Consider the following 15,568-nt stretch of genomic DNA (forward strand, 5'->3'; position numbering starts at 1 on the left):
AATGTGGCCTAATTTCTTTATCTTTGCTCAATCTTTGTAATTAGTATTAGTATAGGAGAGTGTAATGAGAGTGATTGTAAATCCCAAGTACGCGCATTTGCAGAAGGAGATAGAAGAAATTCCGAGATCCTTCCAGAATGAAGGAGATGTGGTGTACGATGGTCGTAATGTTCTAAAACGAATTAGCTTGGGCAGCATTGATGTTGTGGTGAAGAGCTTTAAAAAGCCTCACATCATTAATCGTGTTGTATATTCGTTTTTCCGTCAATCGAAAGCAGAGCGTTCCTATATTTATTCTATGGAGATCCAGCAACATGGTTTTGACACTCCCGAGCCAGTTGCTATGATTGAACAATTTCAGCATAGTCTCCTTTCACATAGCTATTACATTTGTTGTTATGATGGTGGTGAAACTGTCCGTTCCCTGATGGATGGAAAAGTAGAAGGAAATGAAGACAAACTTTCTGCTTTTGCACACTATACTGCTGCCTTGCATCAGGCCGGTATCTTGCATTTGGACTATTCTCCCGGCAATATATTGATTCATCAGAATGATACGAATGAATATAGCTTCTCTTTAGTCGACGTGAATCGCATGCAACTGCTATCGGATATTGATTGTGATACTGTATGCCGTAATATGTGCCGTTTGTGTATCTCTCGTGAGGTGCTGACTTATATAATGACAGAATATGCTTCTTTGCGGGGCTGGGATATAGAATCTACTGTCAGCCTGGCTCTTCGTTATAGCGATCAGTTCTTTACTCATTATATTTATCGTCGTGCGGCACGGAAAGAAAAAGAAAAGCATATTGTATCCCTGATTTTATTCTTCCGTTTATATCGTTCCGTACGCAGATTCTTTTCTTGGGAACCGCATATCTCGCGTTTTTTATTGAAAAAAGAAAAGAGCATTTATGATACATACTTGTATCAGTATGATTATTGCGACCTGCTTTCTGCTGATTATCAATGATTAATTCTTACTTCCGCGCATGACTACACTGCGGATTTTATGCCTGAAAAAACCTTTTTGATTTATATATGTGCAGTTGTGCTTATTCAGAAATGCAGAGATAATTTCTTCGTCATCACGCAAGTGGTATGTGCAAATTGCAAAATCCAGCTTCTGGCAATTCTGAAATAAATTCTTGCATCCGGTCAACGCGTATCGTTCGGCTCCTTCTATATCCATTTTTAGAAATAGATGCTCATTCGTTTGGTTATTGAAGAAATCGTCTAATGTTTGTTCTTTCGATGAATTATGGTCGCTTACATACTTCTGGACGATTGTAACTTTATCTTGCCATGGTTCGAAAGTGGCTCTGATAGCTTCCAACCATTGTTCATCCTGTTCAAACAAGTAGATATGTTTGGCTTCCTCTACGACCTCCAATGAAGAATATCCTTCGGCGCAACCGACATCTACAAAAACCTTTCCCGTGACATCTTTCGCGCTGTCAAAGTAATGGTGTGGTGAGCGCCTGTCTTGTTCCATAGTCAAGGCTTTGTAGTATTTTTGAATTTTTTTGGGTGGGGTACTTTTTCTGAAATATAGTCGTTTCTTCTCCTGTTGTACATAGTATAAGCCTTTTTTCTCATCTTTTTGTACATTGACAGACATATTTGTATATTCATCTTTGAATTCATACAAATGCCTTGAATATCCGTGCTCTTTTATATATTCATAATATTTCAGATAGGGTGAGTCTGGTTTATACCCCTTCATAAAATAATATGGAAGAGTGCCATATATAAATTTCTTTATTGTATGTTTAAGTGCGTTCATTTCATTAGTTTCTTGTAGATGTTTAAGAGCTCCTCCGCTTGTTTTTTCTCAGAGAATCTTTTGGCAAAAATCTGCCCCTTTTCAATCATATCCTTCTTTGTTTCGGGATCTGAGTATATCAGTTTGAAAGCATTGCCCATCCCCTTGATATCGTCAGGATGTACATAGATAGAGTCGGGGCCTCCGGCTTCTTCCAGGCAAGAACCTGTAGCGGCCACTACCGGAATACCTGAATATAGAGCTTCTATAATAGGAATGCCAAAGCCTTCAAAACGTGAAGGGTATACAAAGATTTCTGCTAACTGATAAAAAGCCGGTAGATCATCAAAAGAAACATTGCTGATAATGTGTACCCTTTCTTCCAGCTTATTCTCCTTAATGAAACTTTTAATCCTGTCAGTATATTCCGTTTGACGTCCTACAATGATAAGATGAATTTGCTCAGGAAGCATCATCAATGCTTGCACCGCTGAAAGTGCATTTTTTCGTTCTTCAATACTTCCCACATTGAGGATATAGTGTTCCGGTAACTGATATTTAGTTCGAACTTCTCTTTTTTTCTCTTCAGTTACAGGATGTATGAATGAGGTATCACATCCCTGATAAACAACTTCTATCTTATCGGCAGGAATTCCGAAATACTCAATAATATCACGTTTGGTACATTCGCTGACAGCAATGATTTTATCTGCATTTTCGCAGGCTTTGCGGAATTTGTATGTATATATTTTCCTGTCAATCGGACGGTAATACTGTGGATACCGCAAAAATATCAGATCGTGGATCGTTACAATACTTCTTACTTCACTTTTATGGATATTCAGAGGCAATTCGTTGCTAAGTCCGTGGAATATATCGATTCTCTCTTTTTCCAGTTGGCGAGTGACTTCCCATACCCGCCACAATGAACTTAACTTTTTCCAGAAAGGAGTGGTGGGATAAGAAAGCTGTAGTTGCCGATACTGTTTCGTTAATTTGTCCAGCCTTTTGTTTTCCCGTTTCTTGGGCGCATACAGCACATATTCATTCTCCGGGTAGAATTGGCATAAAATATCCACTATATAGCGGCTATAATTACCTAAACCGGTGAAATTCTGTACTGCACGTTTTCCGTCAAAACCTATTCTCATTTCTACTTCTTACCTTATGTGATTATAATTAGACTTCAAAATCCCGATAAGGTTTATTCAAGTCTAAATAATGGAAATTATGCTGTCTTTGTCCGCTTTGTTTCGGGATAGTCATATAATCTCCATATTTCTGTGACAGATAGGTATCGTATTGCTGTACACCCCATATTTCTTCATCTTCAAATAGGATAGGAGTAGGAGTGCCTAGAATCTCTTTTGGCATGATTCCTTTCATACCGTCATCATAATCACAGACTAATGCGCATTGGTCGAAATCATACTTTTTCATTACCTTCCTGATACTTTCCTGTGCTCCGGTGAGGGTGAAAAACTTTCTGCACAATAACGGTATCCATGAACTGGGACCTTTCCCATGTTTGTATGGATCGCGATGAATAAGATAAAGTATTCGCTTGTAGAACTCGTACTTTGCAAAATGCATTCTTTGTGCCATACGGCTTTCCGGAGCCCCGTCAAGTGGAAATATATCAATATATACACCTCCCAGATATTTGAGATGCATACGTTCGATTAAAGTTGTGCTGGCATCCTGTACCTTTGCGAATGGAAGAGGATATTCCTTGTCATTCTCGGCGCATACAGCTTCGTAAGGCTCCGGTAACCATTCTTTGGCATTAGCCATTAATAAATCATAATCAGCTCTTGGCATTCCGATATCCAAATCATCATCCCAGGGGATGAATCCTTTGTGACGGACGGCTCCTAACATGGTGCCTGCCATAATGTAATATCGCAGATTATGTTCTTTGCAAACTTTGTCAACAGCTAATAAGTTCTTTAATATGCGAAGCTGTAGAGGGCGGATGTCGTAATTAGCCATTTCTATCAGGATTTTGATTAATAAAGACTGGCTGGAATCAGCTTCTGTGCCTGTTGAAAGTCCTCTACTGTATCTAGTTCGGCCGAGAAGAACTCGGTGGTGTCCATGACGTAAAAGCTATATCCTTGCGGAATCAGTCTCTCAAAAGCCCGTTCGTAGAATATATTGTCCAGTCTTTCGGCAGTAATCATAATTTCCAGTTCCCGGAACAGGGCTTTGGTGTATTCAGTTGACATTTTTTCGATGCCGATAGATTCTCCAATAGCATCGGATATAGAACAGACCTTGCTGATTTCAATCACCTTTTGTGCATCGTCCACGATGACTTTTATTTCTTCTGCTCCAAGCTCGTGGCGATTCAGAGCCAATATGTCATCCTTGCCCGAGTGAAGTAATTTTTCTACAATTTGAGGATCAAATACAATGTCACTGTCTAATAACAATACTTCCTCCCCATCTGTATATGGCCGGGTAAGCCATAATGAATAGATATTGTTGGTAGATTCATACCTGTCATTATAGATGAAAGTAATATTTTGGGTTGGGTAATGTATCTGTAGAAAATCAACAATTTGCTGCTGGCGATATCCGGTGACAATGATGAATTCATCGAATCCGTTTTGTATCAGGGCGTCAAAAGTTCTTGCCAAAAGGCATCGTTCTCCTATCTTGAGAAGGCATTTGGGCGTTGTATCGGTCAGCGGGCGTAAGCGTGAGGCTATTCCTGCGGCTAATATTACTGCTTTCATTTAGATGCGATTTCTTTGATTGTATCTATAACGATCCGGTTCTGCTCAGGGCGTCCCAATGTGATGCGCAAATGAGTATTGATATCCGGTTCATTCATGAATTTCACTTTATAACTCTGTTCTGCAAAAGCCTTTTGTAGAGCCTCTTTTAGCTCTATCGGGTATTTGATTAAAATAAAATTGGCAACCGATTCGTATACTTTGAACCCGGGTAACACGCCGATTTCCTTTTCATAACGTTCACGGTCTTCGTTCATCAGTTTCGCGATGTTTCGGTAGTGCGCGTCCGATTTAAGAGCTGCAATGGCGATGTCTTCAGATATCCGGTTGTATCCCAGATACTTATTGCTGTATTTGCTGAATTTTTCCAGTTCTTTACTCATAAATCCGAATCCCATACGTAGGCCGGGTAATCCGTAAAATTTGGATAAAGTACGGGAAATAATCAAATTCGGATATTTATTAACCAGCTTTTTGATGTAACTTGTGTCTGTTGAAACAAAAGAAGCATATGCTTCGTCTATTAACACCACTGTTTGGCTAGACACCTCTGCAAGTAGTTCATCCAGTTCTTTCGGAGTTAAACCATTGCCGGTAGGGTTATTGGGCGAAGCGAGTAAAAGAATCTTCGGATTCTCTTTCTGAATCATATCTTTCAGTGTCTCAAAGTCATATTTGAAAGTATTTCCGTCTTCGTAAAGAGGATATTGCAGAGTATGGCCATTTACCTCATCTGCAATTGATTTATAATACCACCATGAGAACTTAGGAATCAACATCGTTTTATTTCCATCTTCTTGCGTCAGGAAGTAATGGACAGCTTGTTTCAGGATATCTTCTCCGCCGTATCCTAATAAGACTTGTGTTTCATCTATATCGTAAAGTTCGGATAAGAAAACAGATAATATACTTTTCTTTCCTTCATCATAAATGCGGGTGTAAAAACAAAGTTTATTTATATCGAAGTTTTTTAAAGCTTCTACTACTTCTTTTGATGGGCTGTAGTTAAATTCGTTTCGATCTAAAAAGTTTAAATTCTTTTCCATATTAGTTTTGTATGATTCCTTTTTCGCACCAGGTTAGTTTCCTGACTTTAGTTTCGTTCAAAATACTGCGGTTATTGTTCAAATTATCCGTTCCATGTAGTTCATGATGAAGATGGAACACAATTCCCGCAAATTTGATGGTACGCTTGCGTACACCGCTGTTGATAAGTCGGCATACTAATTCATGATCTTCACTTCCCCACCCGGTAATAGCTTCATTGTATCCGTTGACTTTTAATAAATCCTCTTTCCAGAAAGCCATGTTACATCCTCTGGAATATGAAACATCCCATTGACGGTAATGCTGAAGTAGCGGGCTCAACCAAGGTAGATGTACTCCATTGATCGCGTTTTTAGTACCTTTGTCGTGAATGGAGATAATACAGTTTCTTTCTGCTAACATCTTTTTGGTTAAACCTTCCCGGATTAATACACGGCTACCGGTTACGAAACTGCCTTTTTTGGCAAAATGCACATGATCTTTGACGAAATCTTTATGTAATACAATATCTCCGTCGATTTGTATAATATATTCTTTAGATGCTTTCGCAATAGCTTTGTTGCGGATGGAGGCCAGTCTGAAGCCCAGGTCTTCATGCCAAACATGAATAATAGGAACTTCGGAGGAAGCTGCCAGTTGATGAATTAGTTCTCCTGTATCTTTTTTAGAGCCATCATCGGCAATGATAATTTCATCAGGAAGGAGAGATTGACGTAGCACGCTTTTAACGCATAATTCTAATGCGTCGCTTCTATTATAGGTGGATATAATTAGCGATGTACTTATGTTGCTCGCCATGGGTTTATTCATATAATTATTACTATGTTAGTTAAATAGTTAAGGGGGCTTGCGCTAAAATTCTACAAATGTATACATTTTATTTGGTTGTGACAAGCGTTGAAGGCTTTTTTGCTAAACATTAGAGGGTTAGCGTTCTTTTTAAGAATAATATCCGTATATTTGCTGTCAGTTTGTTATAATAACCAAGATAAATAGCGTATTTGTAATGGAAAATCATCCGGTGGAAGTTAGTATAATCATCCCTAATTATAACTATGCTCGTTTTTTGCAGCAACGTATCGAGTCAATATTGGCACAAACATATACAGATTACGAGATTATATTATTGGATGATGCTTCAACCGATGATAGTGTGTCTATTTTAAATCATTATAAAACAAACTCTTGTGTCACTTGTTTGGAAATTAATTCTGTCAACACAGGAAGCCCTTTTGCTCAATGGCAGAAAGGAATTAGTTTGTCTCGTGGAAAATATATATGGATTGCTGAGAGTGATGATGCGGCTGAGTCTTCTTTTTTGGAGAAAGCAGTTTCTGTTTTAAATCAACATCCCCACGCTTCTTTCTGCTTTTTAGGTTCACACTGTATAGACGAAAAAGGGAATCAACTATCTACTGATTTTGACCGTTGGACTTCAAGACAATTACGCCATTCTAACAATATGGGTGTTTTTGATGGTGAAGATTATATAAAGCATAATCTTTATTGGCGTAATTATATTTACAATGCCAGTGGCGTTGTTTTTCGTAAACAATGTTTCGAGCAAATAAAGGATTTGTCTTGTTTTTCAATGCGTTATAGTGGCGATTGGCTTTTCTGGATAGAAATGGCAAGACAAGGAATGGTACTTGAAGTTTATGAAAAATTGAACAAGTTTCGTTTACATAATGTGAGTGCTACCAAGAAGGCTCAAAAGACAGGAGAAGGAGTTCGAGAAGATGTATATATAATAAACAAAATAGAGCAGTTTCTTCTCAACATAGGGAAACAAAGAAAGACTGTACGTCATGGTAGTTTCTATAAAGAGATAAAAAGACTGAAGGTTTCTACTGAAACTAAAGAGGAACTCCTTTCGTGCTTAGTATCTTCTTTAAAGTCAAAGTCTAGTGATTATTATATAGAGCGGTTTAATAAAAATTTTAGTTGGTTACTACCTTGGTTGATTACTCGTGATAAAGATCGATTATAATTCGTGAATGATTTTATTTGAATAAATAATATTCATGTGGGATTGTCTAGTTGATAAGTAATATAATTAGTTAATTGCTTTTTCCTTATTATAGCTGTTTTGTAATCGATATTTAATCCTTATTACAAAGAATTACTTCTGATTTGCGGCTTTTGTTTTCTAAGTGTTATTCTGTTATGGTTTGTTCGACAATGATGCTCCACTCTATTATGATATAATACTGAATCTTATATGAATTCTTCTTAAATAGCCGGGGCGTTGCGTTGTTTTGATATGAAGTTTTTTCTGATAGTCTCCTGTGCTTGTTATTTTATAACTTATTTATGAATTATGAAGAGCTCTATTATTAAGAGAGGGTCTTTTCTATGTTTGTATTTTGAGTAGATAGAATGAACTTGCTAGCCAGATTGAAAATATGTGGATTTAATAAATAAATAAATTGGAAACTTGGCGATTATTTTGATATAGTAATAAAAAAAACTGACTATTCTTTCTTTGTTTCATTAAATTTGTTTATTTTTGTTCAGGAAATAGAATTTTTGTTTTTCTGAAAAAGATGTTTTCCTCCTTGAAGATGCTTAGAAACTATTGTCCTTTTTTGATACTTTTTATTGTCAGAAAACCAGAGTGTTTCATTTATAAAAAAAGAAGTATGAAAAAATTATTGCTGATTTTTAGTGTGTTATTCTTCTTTTCATGCAATGAGGAAGAATATGTAGAGGTACTTTTGAAGGCTGAATCTTCTTCGGTTTTACCACGGACTCGTGCTGGTGGAGATGGGCGCTATGATGTTCTAGGTATGAGCTATGATGCAACGGTGTCTAATCTGAGCGATTTGGCTGTGCGGCTTCCTGTGATTGATATGAATAAAATTGATACGAATAGGGTTGTGGTATCAACGGCTTCTGGTAGCAATGGGGGATTCTATTATGGTGCTAATTCTGAAGACTATGTGAAAGAAATTGTAGAAAAGACAGGAGTGTCTTTGAGTATGAATGATACAATAAGTTTAGGTTCGGAGGGAAATAAAAAAATGTTGTTTGGTGGGACTTTGTCTCAGAATAAAAATCTGACATCTAAATATTCTTATTCATCGCAATATTCTTTTGCTAGTCATGATCAGGTATTTCGCATTAAGTATATTCGGTTTAACTATGCTATTGCTGAATTAAAGAAATTGCTTATTTATACTTTCTTAGAAGATTTGGATAATTATACGCCAGATCAGTTTGTGGAGGCTTATGGTACACATTTACTTTGTGATGTATCAATTGGGGGGCGATTGAATTTGACATTTCGTTCTTTAATTTATACGGAGAGTTCAACTTCTGTAAAGCAAAAAATCGTAAAATCAGGTTTTAATGCAGTTTTTCCTAAAGTTTTGAATTTTAGTGTGTCAGGTGATAAAGACGTAACAGTGACGGAGACTGATACGAGAAAAAATGAGGACTGGTCTCTTTTTGTTCAATCTTATGGTGGCAAAGCTATTAATTCTATTTATACTCCTAATAGCGGAATTCCAGCTATTGATTTAGGTGCTTGGCAAAACTCTATATCGCTTAAGAATGCTGCATTAGTCGATATTGCTTGGGATAAGGCGATTCCACTTTATGAGTTGATATCTGATCCTGTAAAAAAAGAACAGATTAAGCAGGCAGTATTTAGATATATTGAAAAGAAGAGATTAGAGATGCTTCCTGTATCTCCTGTTTATCAAAGTTTTAATCGGGTTGATCATTATTATAATACCTCTTATAGCCCTACATATGGAGATAGAAATAATTGGAAGTATGAATATGTAGCTTTTGCTATATTCACTCAGCAGATTCCTGGAACTGTTCCTTATTACCAATATTGGAATGGTAAAGATCATTATTACACTACAGGTTTTAATCCGGGAGGAATACAAGGATATAGGTTGGATGGTATGCTTGGTTATGTTTATCCGACCCCCGTTGCTGGTGCAATTCCTTTGTATCAAGCTTGGAACGGCACAGATCATTATTATACAACATCTTATAGTCCAACTTATGGTGAAGGGAATTGGAAGTATGAATATATTTCATGTTATGTTCCTCCCTTGAGTAATTGATAAGTTTTAGGAGGAATGATGTTTTTGTTATCTCTTGTTGTCATTTGGGTTTAGAACCTATTTATTGTATGTAGTTTATGAATCTTTTTACCTAGAAGAGGGTGTCAAAACCCTTATAAATAAAAAACATCCTCGCTACAACTATCTGTGGCGAGGATGATTTCGTTAAAAGGGGAGTTCTGACACATCCCCTTTTAGTATAATGTACGTATCTATGTTGTCTGTTTGTTATGGTGACTAATGTTAATAATGTGTTTATAGTGGAAGAATATCTTGTCTTGGTTGGTATAATCATTCCTAATTATAACTATGTTGGTTATTTTTGCAATAACGTATTGAATCTGTATTGGTCGAACATATATAGATTATGAGGTTGTATTATTGAATGATGCCTTAACCGATGTCCATTTATTTTGAGTTACTGCTAACCTTTGGGAGCTCATCTGGGTAGTAAATTTAAAATAAGGTTAAACTTTTTTCATTTTTAATTTGTCTTTTTGCTGGGGTACTAGTGTTATTAAATGAAAGATTTATTGAAGTCGCCTAAATTTATACTTTAAAAATGAATGAATATTCGGATAAAAGTCTTTATTTTGAGCAACTTTTAAAATGATATTAAATAATTTATGGCTGATCAAAATAAGAGGATAGTTTTAATGTCTCATGATGCTAGTATGCAGGGGGGCGCTCAAGGTTGTCTGTACGATTTGGTGAAAGGACTGAAGGCTATGTATCCACATTATGAAATATATCTTATTTCTCCAAAAGATAGAGAACTTGTAGAAGAACTGAAGCCTTATATTGATGGATATGCAATTATAAAACAACCTTGGTGGATGGTGATTTCTCCTAAAAAGCCTTTGATAAAGCCTCTTTTTCGTTATTTTAGAATTTTGAAATATGCATTTAAAACTTTGAGGTATTTGAAGACGATAAAGCCTAATATTGTGATGACCAATACAATAGCTTCTCCTGTGACGGCTCTAGCAAGTAAATGGGGAAACTATACCCATTTTTGGTTCATTCATGAAGTGCCTCCTCATGTAGGTATCTATTCTTATTTGTATGCGGAAAAAAGGATTCTAAGATGGCTTGATCGTTTGTCTAAATCCGTTTTTGTTGTTTCAGATTACACTTTTAATTATTATAAACCTTATATTTCCGAAATAAATAAACTTCAGAAAATACATGTTGCTGTAGGGGCAGAGTTAGTTGGGAGAAAACCTTTGCAGCATTCTTGTTATACTCTTCTGCAAATTGGTCATTTTGATGATAATAAAGGACAAGAAGATGCAGTAAGAGCTGCAAAACTACTGGTTTCAGAGTTTAATCTTGATTTTCATCTTTTTTTAGTTGGTGCAACCGAAGAGGATTATACAGACTATATATCAGGCCTTATTCGAAAAAATGGGTTAGAATCATATGTTTCTATGGTGAAATATACTACTAATATCTCAACTTATTATGAGCAAGCTGATGTTCTATTGGTCTGTTCAAGGTCAGAAACATTATCAAAAGTAGATATAGAAGCCCAGAAAATGGGATTGCCTGTTATTGCTACTGATATTGAGGCAAACAAGGAGCAAATACGAGATAATTATAATGGTATATTATACAAAAGAGGAAATGTTAATGATTTAGCTTCTGCTATAAACAAGTTGAGTGACCCTATATTACGAAGAAAGATGGGGGAGAATGCTTTGAATTTTATGTCTGATAAATATACTGTAAAAGAGTATATATCGGAGTTTATTGTGGCTGCAGGATTATGATTTTTATTATTATACACTACTTGTGCTGTGTTAATATTGAATTAATCTTGTATAGAAACATGACGACTTTTTTTGCTCTTTTTTGAAACTTACGTGTTTTGTTTAAAATTGGAATTATGTCCCTGAATGCGGAGCGTTGGAGTTCAGAAAGCTCAATGAAGGCTTCGTAGAGTGGGGTTGATAGATTCTTTCTTAGCCATTTTAGGCGTTCATGTTGAGATTCTGTGTAATCGGAGCTAACACCATTTGAATCATATTCTGCAATGACGCATGGTATATGTTTATAACTGCATTCTTTGAAAATGATACATTGCATACTATGTATCCAATCTGCTACAATTTTATAATTAGTGTCGTATTTTTTATCTTCAAATAATTTATGATGTATGAAGCAAGCCTGATGTGGTAAAGATTTTGTTAATAAAAATACTAAATCGACTTTATTAGGTGCTTTTTCTATTCTATTTTTTTTTCCACCAATAAATTTTATATCGCCATAAATGTAATCAGTTCCATCGAAAAATATTTTTTGAAGAATGTTTTCTATTAAACAATCTCCTGAGTTTAGAAAGTAAATGTATTCTCCTGAAGCTTTTTCGATGCCTTTGTTCATACCATCGTATATTCCTTTGTCTGGTTCTGAGCACCAATAAGTAAGATGTGTAGTCTCTTTCTTATATTTTAAGATTGTCTCTTTGCTACCATCTTTAGAATCAGCATCTATTATAATATGTTCATATGAAGAAAATGTCTGTGTTTTGATACTTTCTAATGTTTTGATTAGTCCAATATTATTATTGTAATTGACAGTGATGATACTTAAAATCGGATGTTCTATGTTCATGATACTGTTATTTGTTTTATGTTTAAAGCTTTTGAATAAGATTTTTCAGTTAAGATGGTTGCTTTCTCCCATGAGAAAGATTTTAGGCGTTCATTACCTTTTTGGATAAGATCTGTGCGTTTTTTATCATTATAAATTATTTCGGTGATGGCATTTAATATGGAGTCTTCCGAATAGGGATCAAAATAAACTCCTGCATTCTCTGCGATTTCGGGAAAACAACTAGTGTTACTTAGGGCGACTGGACAATGGCAAGCGTATGCTTCTAAAATGGGAATACCAAATCCTTCATATAATGAAGGAAATACGAAAACTTTGGCTCGACTATATAGCTCAGCAAGAAGTTTGTCTGTGGCTTTTATCTGTAATACTCTATTTGAAATATTTAATTCATCAATAAACGCTTTTTCTGTTTTGTTAAATGGCATTCCGGTGCATACTAAAAATAGCTCATCATTTTGAACGCTTAATTTGGAGAATACTCTTGCAAGACGATCGAAGTTTTTATATGGATTCCGATCTCCGACGAATAACAAAAACGTATTGGGTAGCTCTAAGCTTTGCTTTCCTATATGAGGTTTCATGCTTGTGCTATGGTAAATTACATCTATTTTATCAGGATTAATGTGCAGTAACTCGATAATGTCCCTTTTGGTGTTTTCACTTATAGCTATAACACGGTTTGCCCGGCTAATAACTTCTTTTTTCTGTGCAATGATCTCACGGGCATCAGAAAAAAAGGAAGGAAATTTCTCATGAATCATATCATGCACGGTGATGACATATGGATTATTTCCAATATAGTCTAAAAAATATGGATCATAATATGTTGGATGAAAAAGATATTTCTTCTTTTGAGTTAATAATTTTCTACTTAATTCTTTGTTCTTATTTTGACACAGTTTTCGATAATGTTTGAATATAAAGCGGGGAAGTGGTGCGCGGTGTTTTCCCAACCCATAAGTTGTTAAATAGTAGTTGATAGAGTAGCGTACAGCGATATCTTTTTTTATACTTAATCTTCGCATAATTTCGCAAAAATAGCGTGATATGCCTCCAAATCTTTGAATATCAAAAATTTGGTTGTCATATAAAATAAAGGGCTGATTGTTTTTACTCATATTGGATTAGCATTAGTGATTCTCTTTGCAAAGGTATGAAATTTATTTTGTAATGCTCTTTGGCTATCTTGGATTTTATATATCTTTGCTGCATTTATTAATACATCTGCTTTTATATGGAAAATGATTATTTGATAAGTGTTATTATTCCAGTGCATAATACGGCAAATTATTTGCGTAAATGTGTGGATTCTGTACGTAATCAATCTTTGAAATCAATTGAAATAATATTGGTTGAGAACTTATCAATAGACAGCTCAGCAGATATTTGTGATGAATATGCTAAATTGGATGAACGTGTAAAAGTCTTGCGTCTTTCAGAGGCGGGCTTGTCAATAGCTCGTAATGAAGGTCTAAAAGTCGCTTCTGCTCCCTATGTGGGGTTTATTGATAGTGATGATTATATAGAGCCTACTATGTATCAAGAATTGTTAGATGCACTTCTGTCTTATAAAGCTGATTTTTCGTATTGCAATTACGTTCTTGATTTTGATTATAAAGAAAGTGTTCATCCTTTTCGTAATTCAGGTTCTGTAGAGTTGTGTTCTCGAAAGGAATTTATCAAGGATATGATGTGGGAAAAAATAAGCTGCTCTGTTTGTACTAAGCTATTTAAAAAGTCTTTTTTTTACACACGAGAGTTTCCTGTAGGCCGATTGTATGAGGATCGTCTTGTTATGCATGAATGGGTATTGACGTGTGACACTATAGTCTGGGTGGATAAACCTTTTTATCATTATATTGAACGTTTAGATAGTATATGTCATACTGTTACTCCTTTTAATTATTACCATTACTTTTTGGCCGAATTTAGTAGGGTGGAATTTGTAAACCGACAGAATGTTTTTGAGGGAAAAGAACTTTGCGAAGTACAAACTATGATGTTGCGTATTTGTTTTTCTGTATTTAAGGATATTATGTTGCGGGTAAAACCTGGAGAGTTTCAAGAGTCAATTAAGGATATGAGGCATAAAATGAAGAGGTTATTACCATTGTTGAGAAAGAAAGAATTAGAACCTCGTTGCTATAAGAAATTATGGAAACTTGTTTATTTATGGCCTATTTATCGTTTAGTCCATTATAATAAATTTAAGAGGATAAAACTTTGAGTCTTTGTAGTGAGGATTGCTTTTATTTATTGCTTTTCTCGCAAGCAAGTATTTGAGGGGTTGTTAAAATGGCAGTTAGTAAAGATTAAGTTATTGTACACTAAGTTTATTAGAAATGGAAAAACAAATACCTTTAGTTTCGATAATTATTCCTGTTTATAATAGTGAAACCCATTTAGAAGGTTGCATCCAAAGTGCTATTGGACAAACGTATGATGATTTGGAAATAATTATCATTGACGATGGTTGTACAGATTCTTCTCCTGATATTATACGTAAGTATATGAATTTGGATGACAGGATAAAATATATACATAAGTCGAATGAGGGTTTGGTGAAGGCTAGAAAGGATGGAATTGAATTGGCTCGTGGTAAATATATACAATATTTAGATAGTGATGATACATTGCAGCAAAATGCTATTGAACTTTTAGTTTCTAAAGCTGAAGAGGCGCAGGCTGATATTGTGATAGCTCCATTTTATTTCTGTGAAGGAGAAAAACAATGGCTTTCTGAGGTTATAGAGTTTGAGGAAATGACTGGACTTGAATATCTAAAATATATACTTAGTTTTAAGGCTTATTGGGCGGTTTGGGCTAAATTTCACCTTCGTTCTTTGTATTTGAATAATGTAGAGAGGCTTAATATTGCTTTTGGAGAGGATGCTGTACTTTCGTCTCAACTTTTGTTATATTCTAAAAAAGTGGTTTCTATTGATACTCCAATTCTCAATTATGGAATATATCCATCTTCAATGTCTCATTGTCTGGATGATAAAACTTATAAAGATTTTAATATATATGTGTCTTGGTTTGATGACTACATGAATAGAAATAATTTGACTGTGGCCTTGAAGCGGGAGCTGGCATTGTTTCATTTGAAAAATACGATGATGAGGCTTCATTGGAAAAAACTAGTGGATGCCAATAAAGAAATGGGGCGGATACTGGAAGAACTTGGGCAATTTCCTGATTTGGAAGAATGTTTATCTAATAGAGAGAAAAAAATAGTAGCAGTTTATAAGATATCTAGCGGGCTGGGATATTTGAATCTGTTGCGGTATAGTTGGCAAAATAAGATATGA

14 protein-coding genes are annotated in these 15,568 nt (G+C 35.3%); 6 read left to right on the top strand and 8 right to left on the bottom strand.

Going from position 1 to position 15,568, the window contains the following annotated elements:
• Positions 1-64 precede the first annotated feature (64 nt).
• Positions 65-976 (top strand): serine/threonine protein kinase, encoded by a 912-nt coding sequence (locus HC965_RS06160; RefSeq protein WP_191030630.1) that lies wholly within the window; start codon positions 65-67, stop codon positions 974-976.
• Here HC965_RS06160 and HC965_RS06165 read toward each other — a convergent pair whose 3' ends face one another.
• The 6 genes from HC965_RS06165 to HC965_RS06190 are packed head-to-tail and all read right to left on the bottom strand — an operon-like array spanning position 977 to position 6,366.
• The gene (locus HC965_RS06165) at positions 977-1,789 is read right to left on the bottom strand and encodes an FkbM family methyltransferase (protein ID WP_191030631.1); all 813 of its coding nucleotides are present in this window, start codon (positions 1,787-1,789) and stop codon (positions 977-979) included.
• On the bottom strand, positions 1,786-2,919 hold the full coding sequence (locus tag HC965_RS06170) for a glycosyltransferase family 1 protein (RefSeq protein WP_191030632.1): 1,134 nt from the start codon (positions 2,917-2,919) through the stop codon (positions 1,786-1,788). Before HC965_RS06170 ends, HC965_RS06165 begins: the two co-directional genes overlap by 4 nt.
• Positions 2,920-2,947: 28 nt before the next feature.
• Positions 2,948-3,760: a phosphorylcholine transferase LicD gene (locus HC965_RS06175; RefSeq protein WP_191030633.1), complete on the bottom strand. Its 813-nt coding sequence runs from the start codon at positions 3,758-3,760 to the stop codon at positions 2,948-2,950.
• 17 nt (positions 3,761-3,777) lie between these two features.
• Complete coding sequence (locus HC965_RS06180; RefSeq protein ID WP_191030634.1) at positions 3,778-4,509, bottom strand: NTP transferase domain-containing protein; 732 nt, start codon at positions 4,507-4,509, stop codon at positions 3,778-3,780.
• Entirely contained in the window at positions 4,506-5,555 is a 1,050-nt protein-coding gene (locus HC965_RS06185; RefSeq protein ID WP_191030635.1) for a histidinol-phosphate transaminase, read from the bottom strand. Before HC965_RS06185 ends, HC965_RS06180 begins: the two co-directional genes overlap by 4 nt.
• Before the next feature lies 1 nt (position 5,556).
• Positions 5,557-6,366 (bottom strand): glycosyltransferase family 2 protein, encoded by an 810-nt coding sequence (locus HC965_RS06190; protein WP_191030636.1) that lies wholly within the window; start codon positions 6,364-6,366, stop codon positions 5,557-5,559.
• A gap of 196 nt (positions 6,367-6,562) precedes the next feature.
• Here HC965_RS06190 and HC965_RS06195 point away from each other — a divergent pair, with 196 nt between their 5' ends.
• The 3 genes from HC965_RS06195 to HC965_RS06205 all read left to right on the top strand — a co-directional run bounded on the left by HC965_RS06195 (position 6,563) and on the right by HC965_RS06205 (position 11,410).
• Entirely contained in the window at positions 6,563-7,546 is a 984-nt protein-coding gene (locus tag HC965_RS06195) for a glycosyltransferase (RefSeq protein WP_191030637.1), read from the top strand.
• 652 nt (positions 7,547-8,198) lie between these two features.
• Entirely contained in the window at positions 8,199-9,638 is a 1,440-nt protein-coding gene (locus tag HC965_RS06200; protein ID WP_191030638.1) for an MAC/perforin domain-containing protein, read from the top strand.
• Between the two features lie 626 nt (positions 9,639-10,264).
• A complete protein-coding gene (locus HC965_RS06205) occupies positions 10,265-11,410 on the top strand; it encodes a glycosyltransferase (protein ID WP_191030639.1) in 1,146 nt (381 codons plus the stop codon).
• Between the two features lie 16 nt (positions 11,411-11,426).
• Here HC965_RS06205 and HC965_RS06210 read toward each other — a convergent pair whose 3' ends face one another.
• On the bottom strand, positions 11,427-12,254 hold the full coding sequence (locus tag HC965_RS06210) for a glycosyltransferase family 2 protein (protein WP_223854741.1): 828 nt from the start codon (positions 12,252-12,254) through the stop codon (positions 11,427-11,429).
• Entirely contained in the window at positions 12,251-13,375 is a 1,125-nt protein-coding gene (locus HC965_RS06215; protein WP_191030640.1) for a glycosyltransferase family 1 protein, read from the bottom strand. The genes HC965_RS06210 and HC965_RS06215 overlap by 4 nt, the downstream gene beginning before the upstream one ends.
• Before the next feature lie 116 nt (positions 13,376-13,491).
• Here HC965_RS06215 and HC965_RS06220 point away from each other — a divergent pair, with 116 nt between their 5' ends.
• Both HC965_RS06220 and HC965_RS06225 read left to right on the top strand, forming a co-directional pair.
• Positions 13,492-14,484: a glycosyltransferase family 2 protein gene (locus HC965_RS06220; RefSeq protein ID WP_191030641.1), complete on the top strand. Its 993-nt coding sequence runs from the start codon at positions 13,492-13,494 to the stop codon at positions 14,482-14,484.
• Between the two features lie 115 nt (positions 14,485-14,599).
• Entirely contained in the window at positions 14,600-15,568 is a 969-nt protein-coding gene (locus HC965_RS06225) for a glycosyltransferase family 2 protein (RefSeq protein ID WP_191030642.1), read from the top strand.

Source organism: Bacteroides sp. GM023 (genome assembly GCF_014750685.1).
In the GTDB taxonomy this organism is placed as follows: Bacteria; Bacteroidota; Bacteroidia; order Bacteroidales; family Bacteroidaceae; genus Bacteroides.

Coding starts and splice junctions, on each gene's coding strand:
- HC965_RS06185 (WP_191030635.1), bottom strand. CDS start 5,555: ATGGAAAAGAATTTAAACTTTTTAGATCGAAACGAATTTAACTACAGC.
- HC965_RS06165 (WP_191030631.1), bottom strand. CDS start 1,789: ATGAACGCACTTAAACATACAATAAAGAAATTTATATATGGCACTCTT.
- HC965_RS06170 (WP_191030632.1), bottom strand. CDS start 2,919: ATGAGAATAGGTTTTGACGGAAAACGTGCAGTACAGAATTTCACCGGT.
- HC965_RS06180 (WP_191030634.1), bottom strand. CDS start 4,509: ATGAAAGCAGTAATATTAGCCGCAGGAATAGCCTCACGCTTACGCCCG.
- HC965_RS06210 (WP_223854741.1), bottom strand. CDS start 12,254: ATGAACATAGAACATCCGATTTTAAGTATCATCACTGTCAATTACAAT.
- HC965_RS06195 (WP_191030637.1), top strand. CDS start 6,563: ATGGAAAATCATCCGGTGGAAGTTAGTATAATCATCCCTAATTATAAC.
- HC965_RS06160 (WP_191030630.1), top strand. CDS start 65: ATGAGAGTGATTGTAAATCCCAAGTACGCGCATTTGCAGAAGGAGATA.
- HC965_RS06220 (WP_191030641.1), top strand. CDS start 13,492: ATGGAAAATGATTATTTGATAAGTGTTATTATTCCAGTGCATAATACG.
- HC965_RS06215 (WP_191030640.1), bottom strand. CDS start 13,375: ATGAGTAAAAACAATCAGCCCTTTATTTTATATGACAACCAAATTTTT.
- HC965_RS06205 (WP_191030639.1), top strand. CDS start 10,265: ATGGCTGATCAAAATAAGAGGATAGTTTTAATGTCTCATGATGCTAGT.
- HC965_RS06175 (WP_191030633.1), bottom strand. CDS start 3,760: ATGGCTAATTACGACATCCGCCCTCTACAGCTTCGCATATTAAAGAAC.
- HC965_RS06225 (WP_191030642.1), top strand. CDS start 14,600: ATGGAAAAACAAATACCTTTAGTTTCGATAATTATTCCTGTTTATAAT.
- HC965_RS06200 (WP_191030638.1), top strand. CDS start 8,199: ATGAAAAAATTATTGCTGATTTTTAGTGTGTTATTCTTCTTTTCATGC.
- HC965_RS06190 (WP_191030636.1), bottom strand. CDS start 6,366: ATGAATAAACCCATGGCGAGCAACATAAGTACATCGCTAATTATATCC.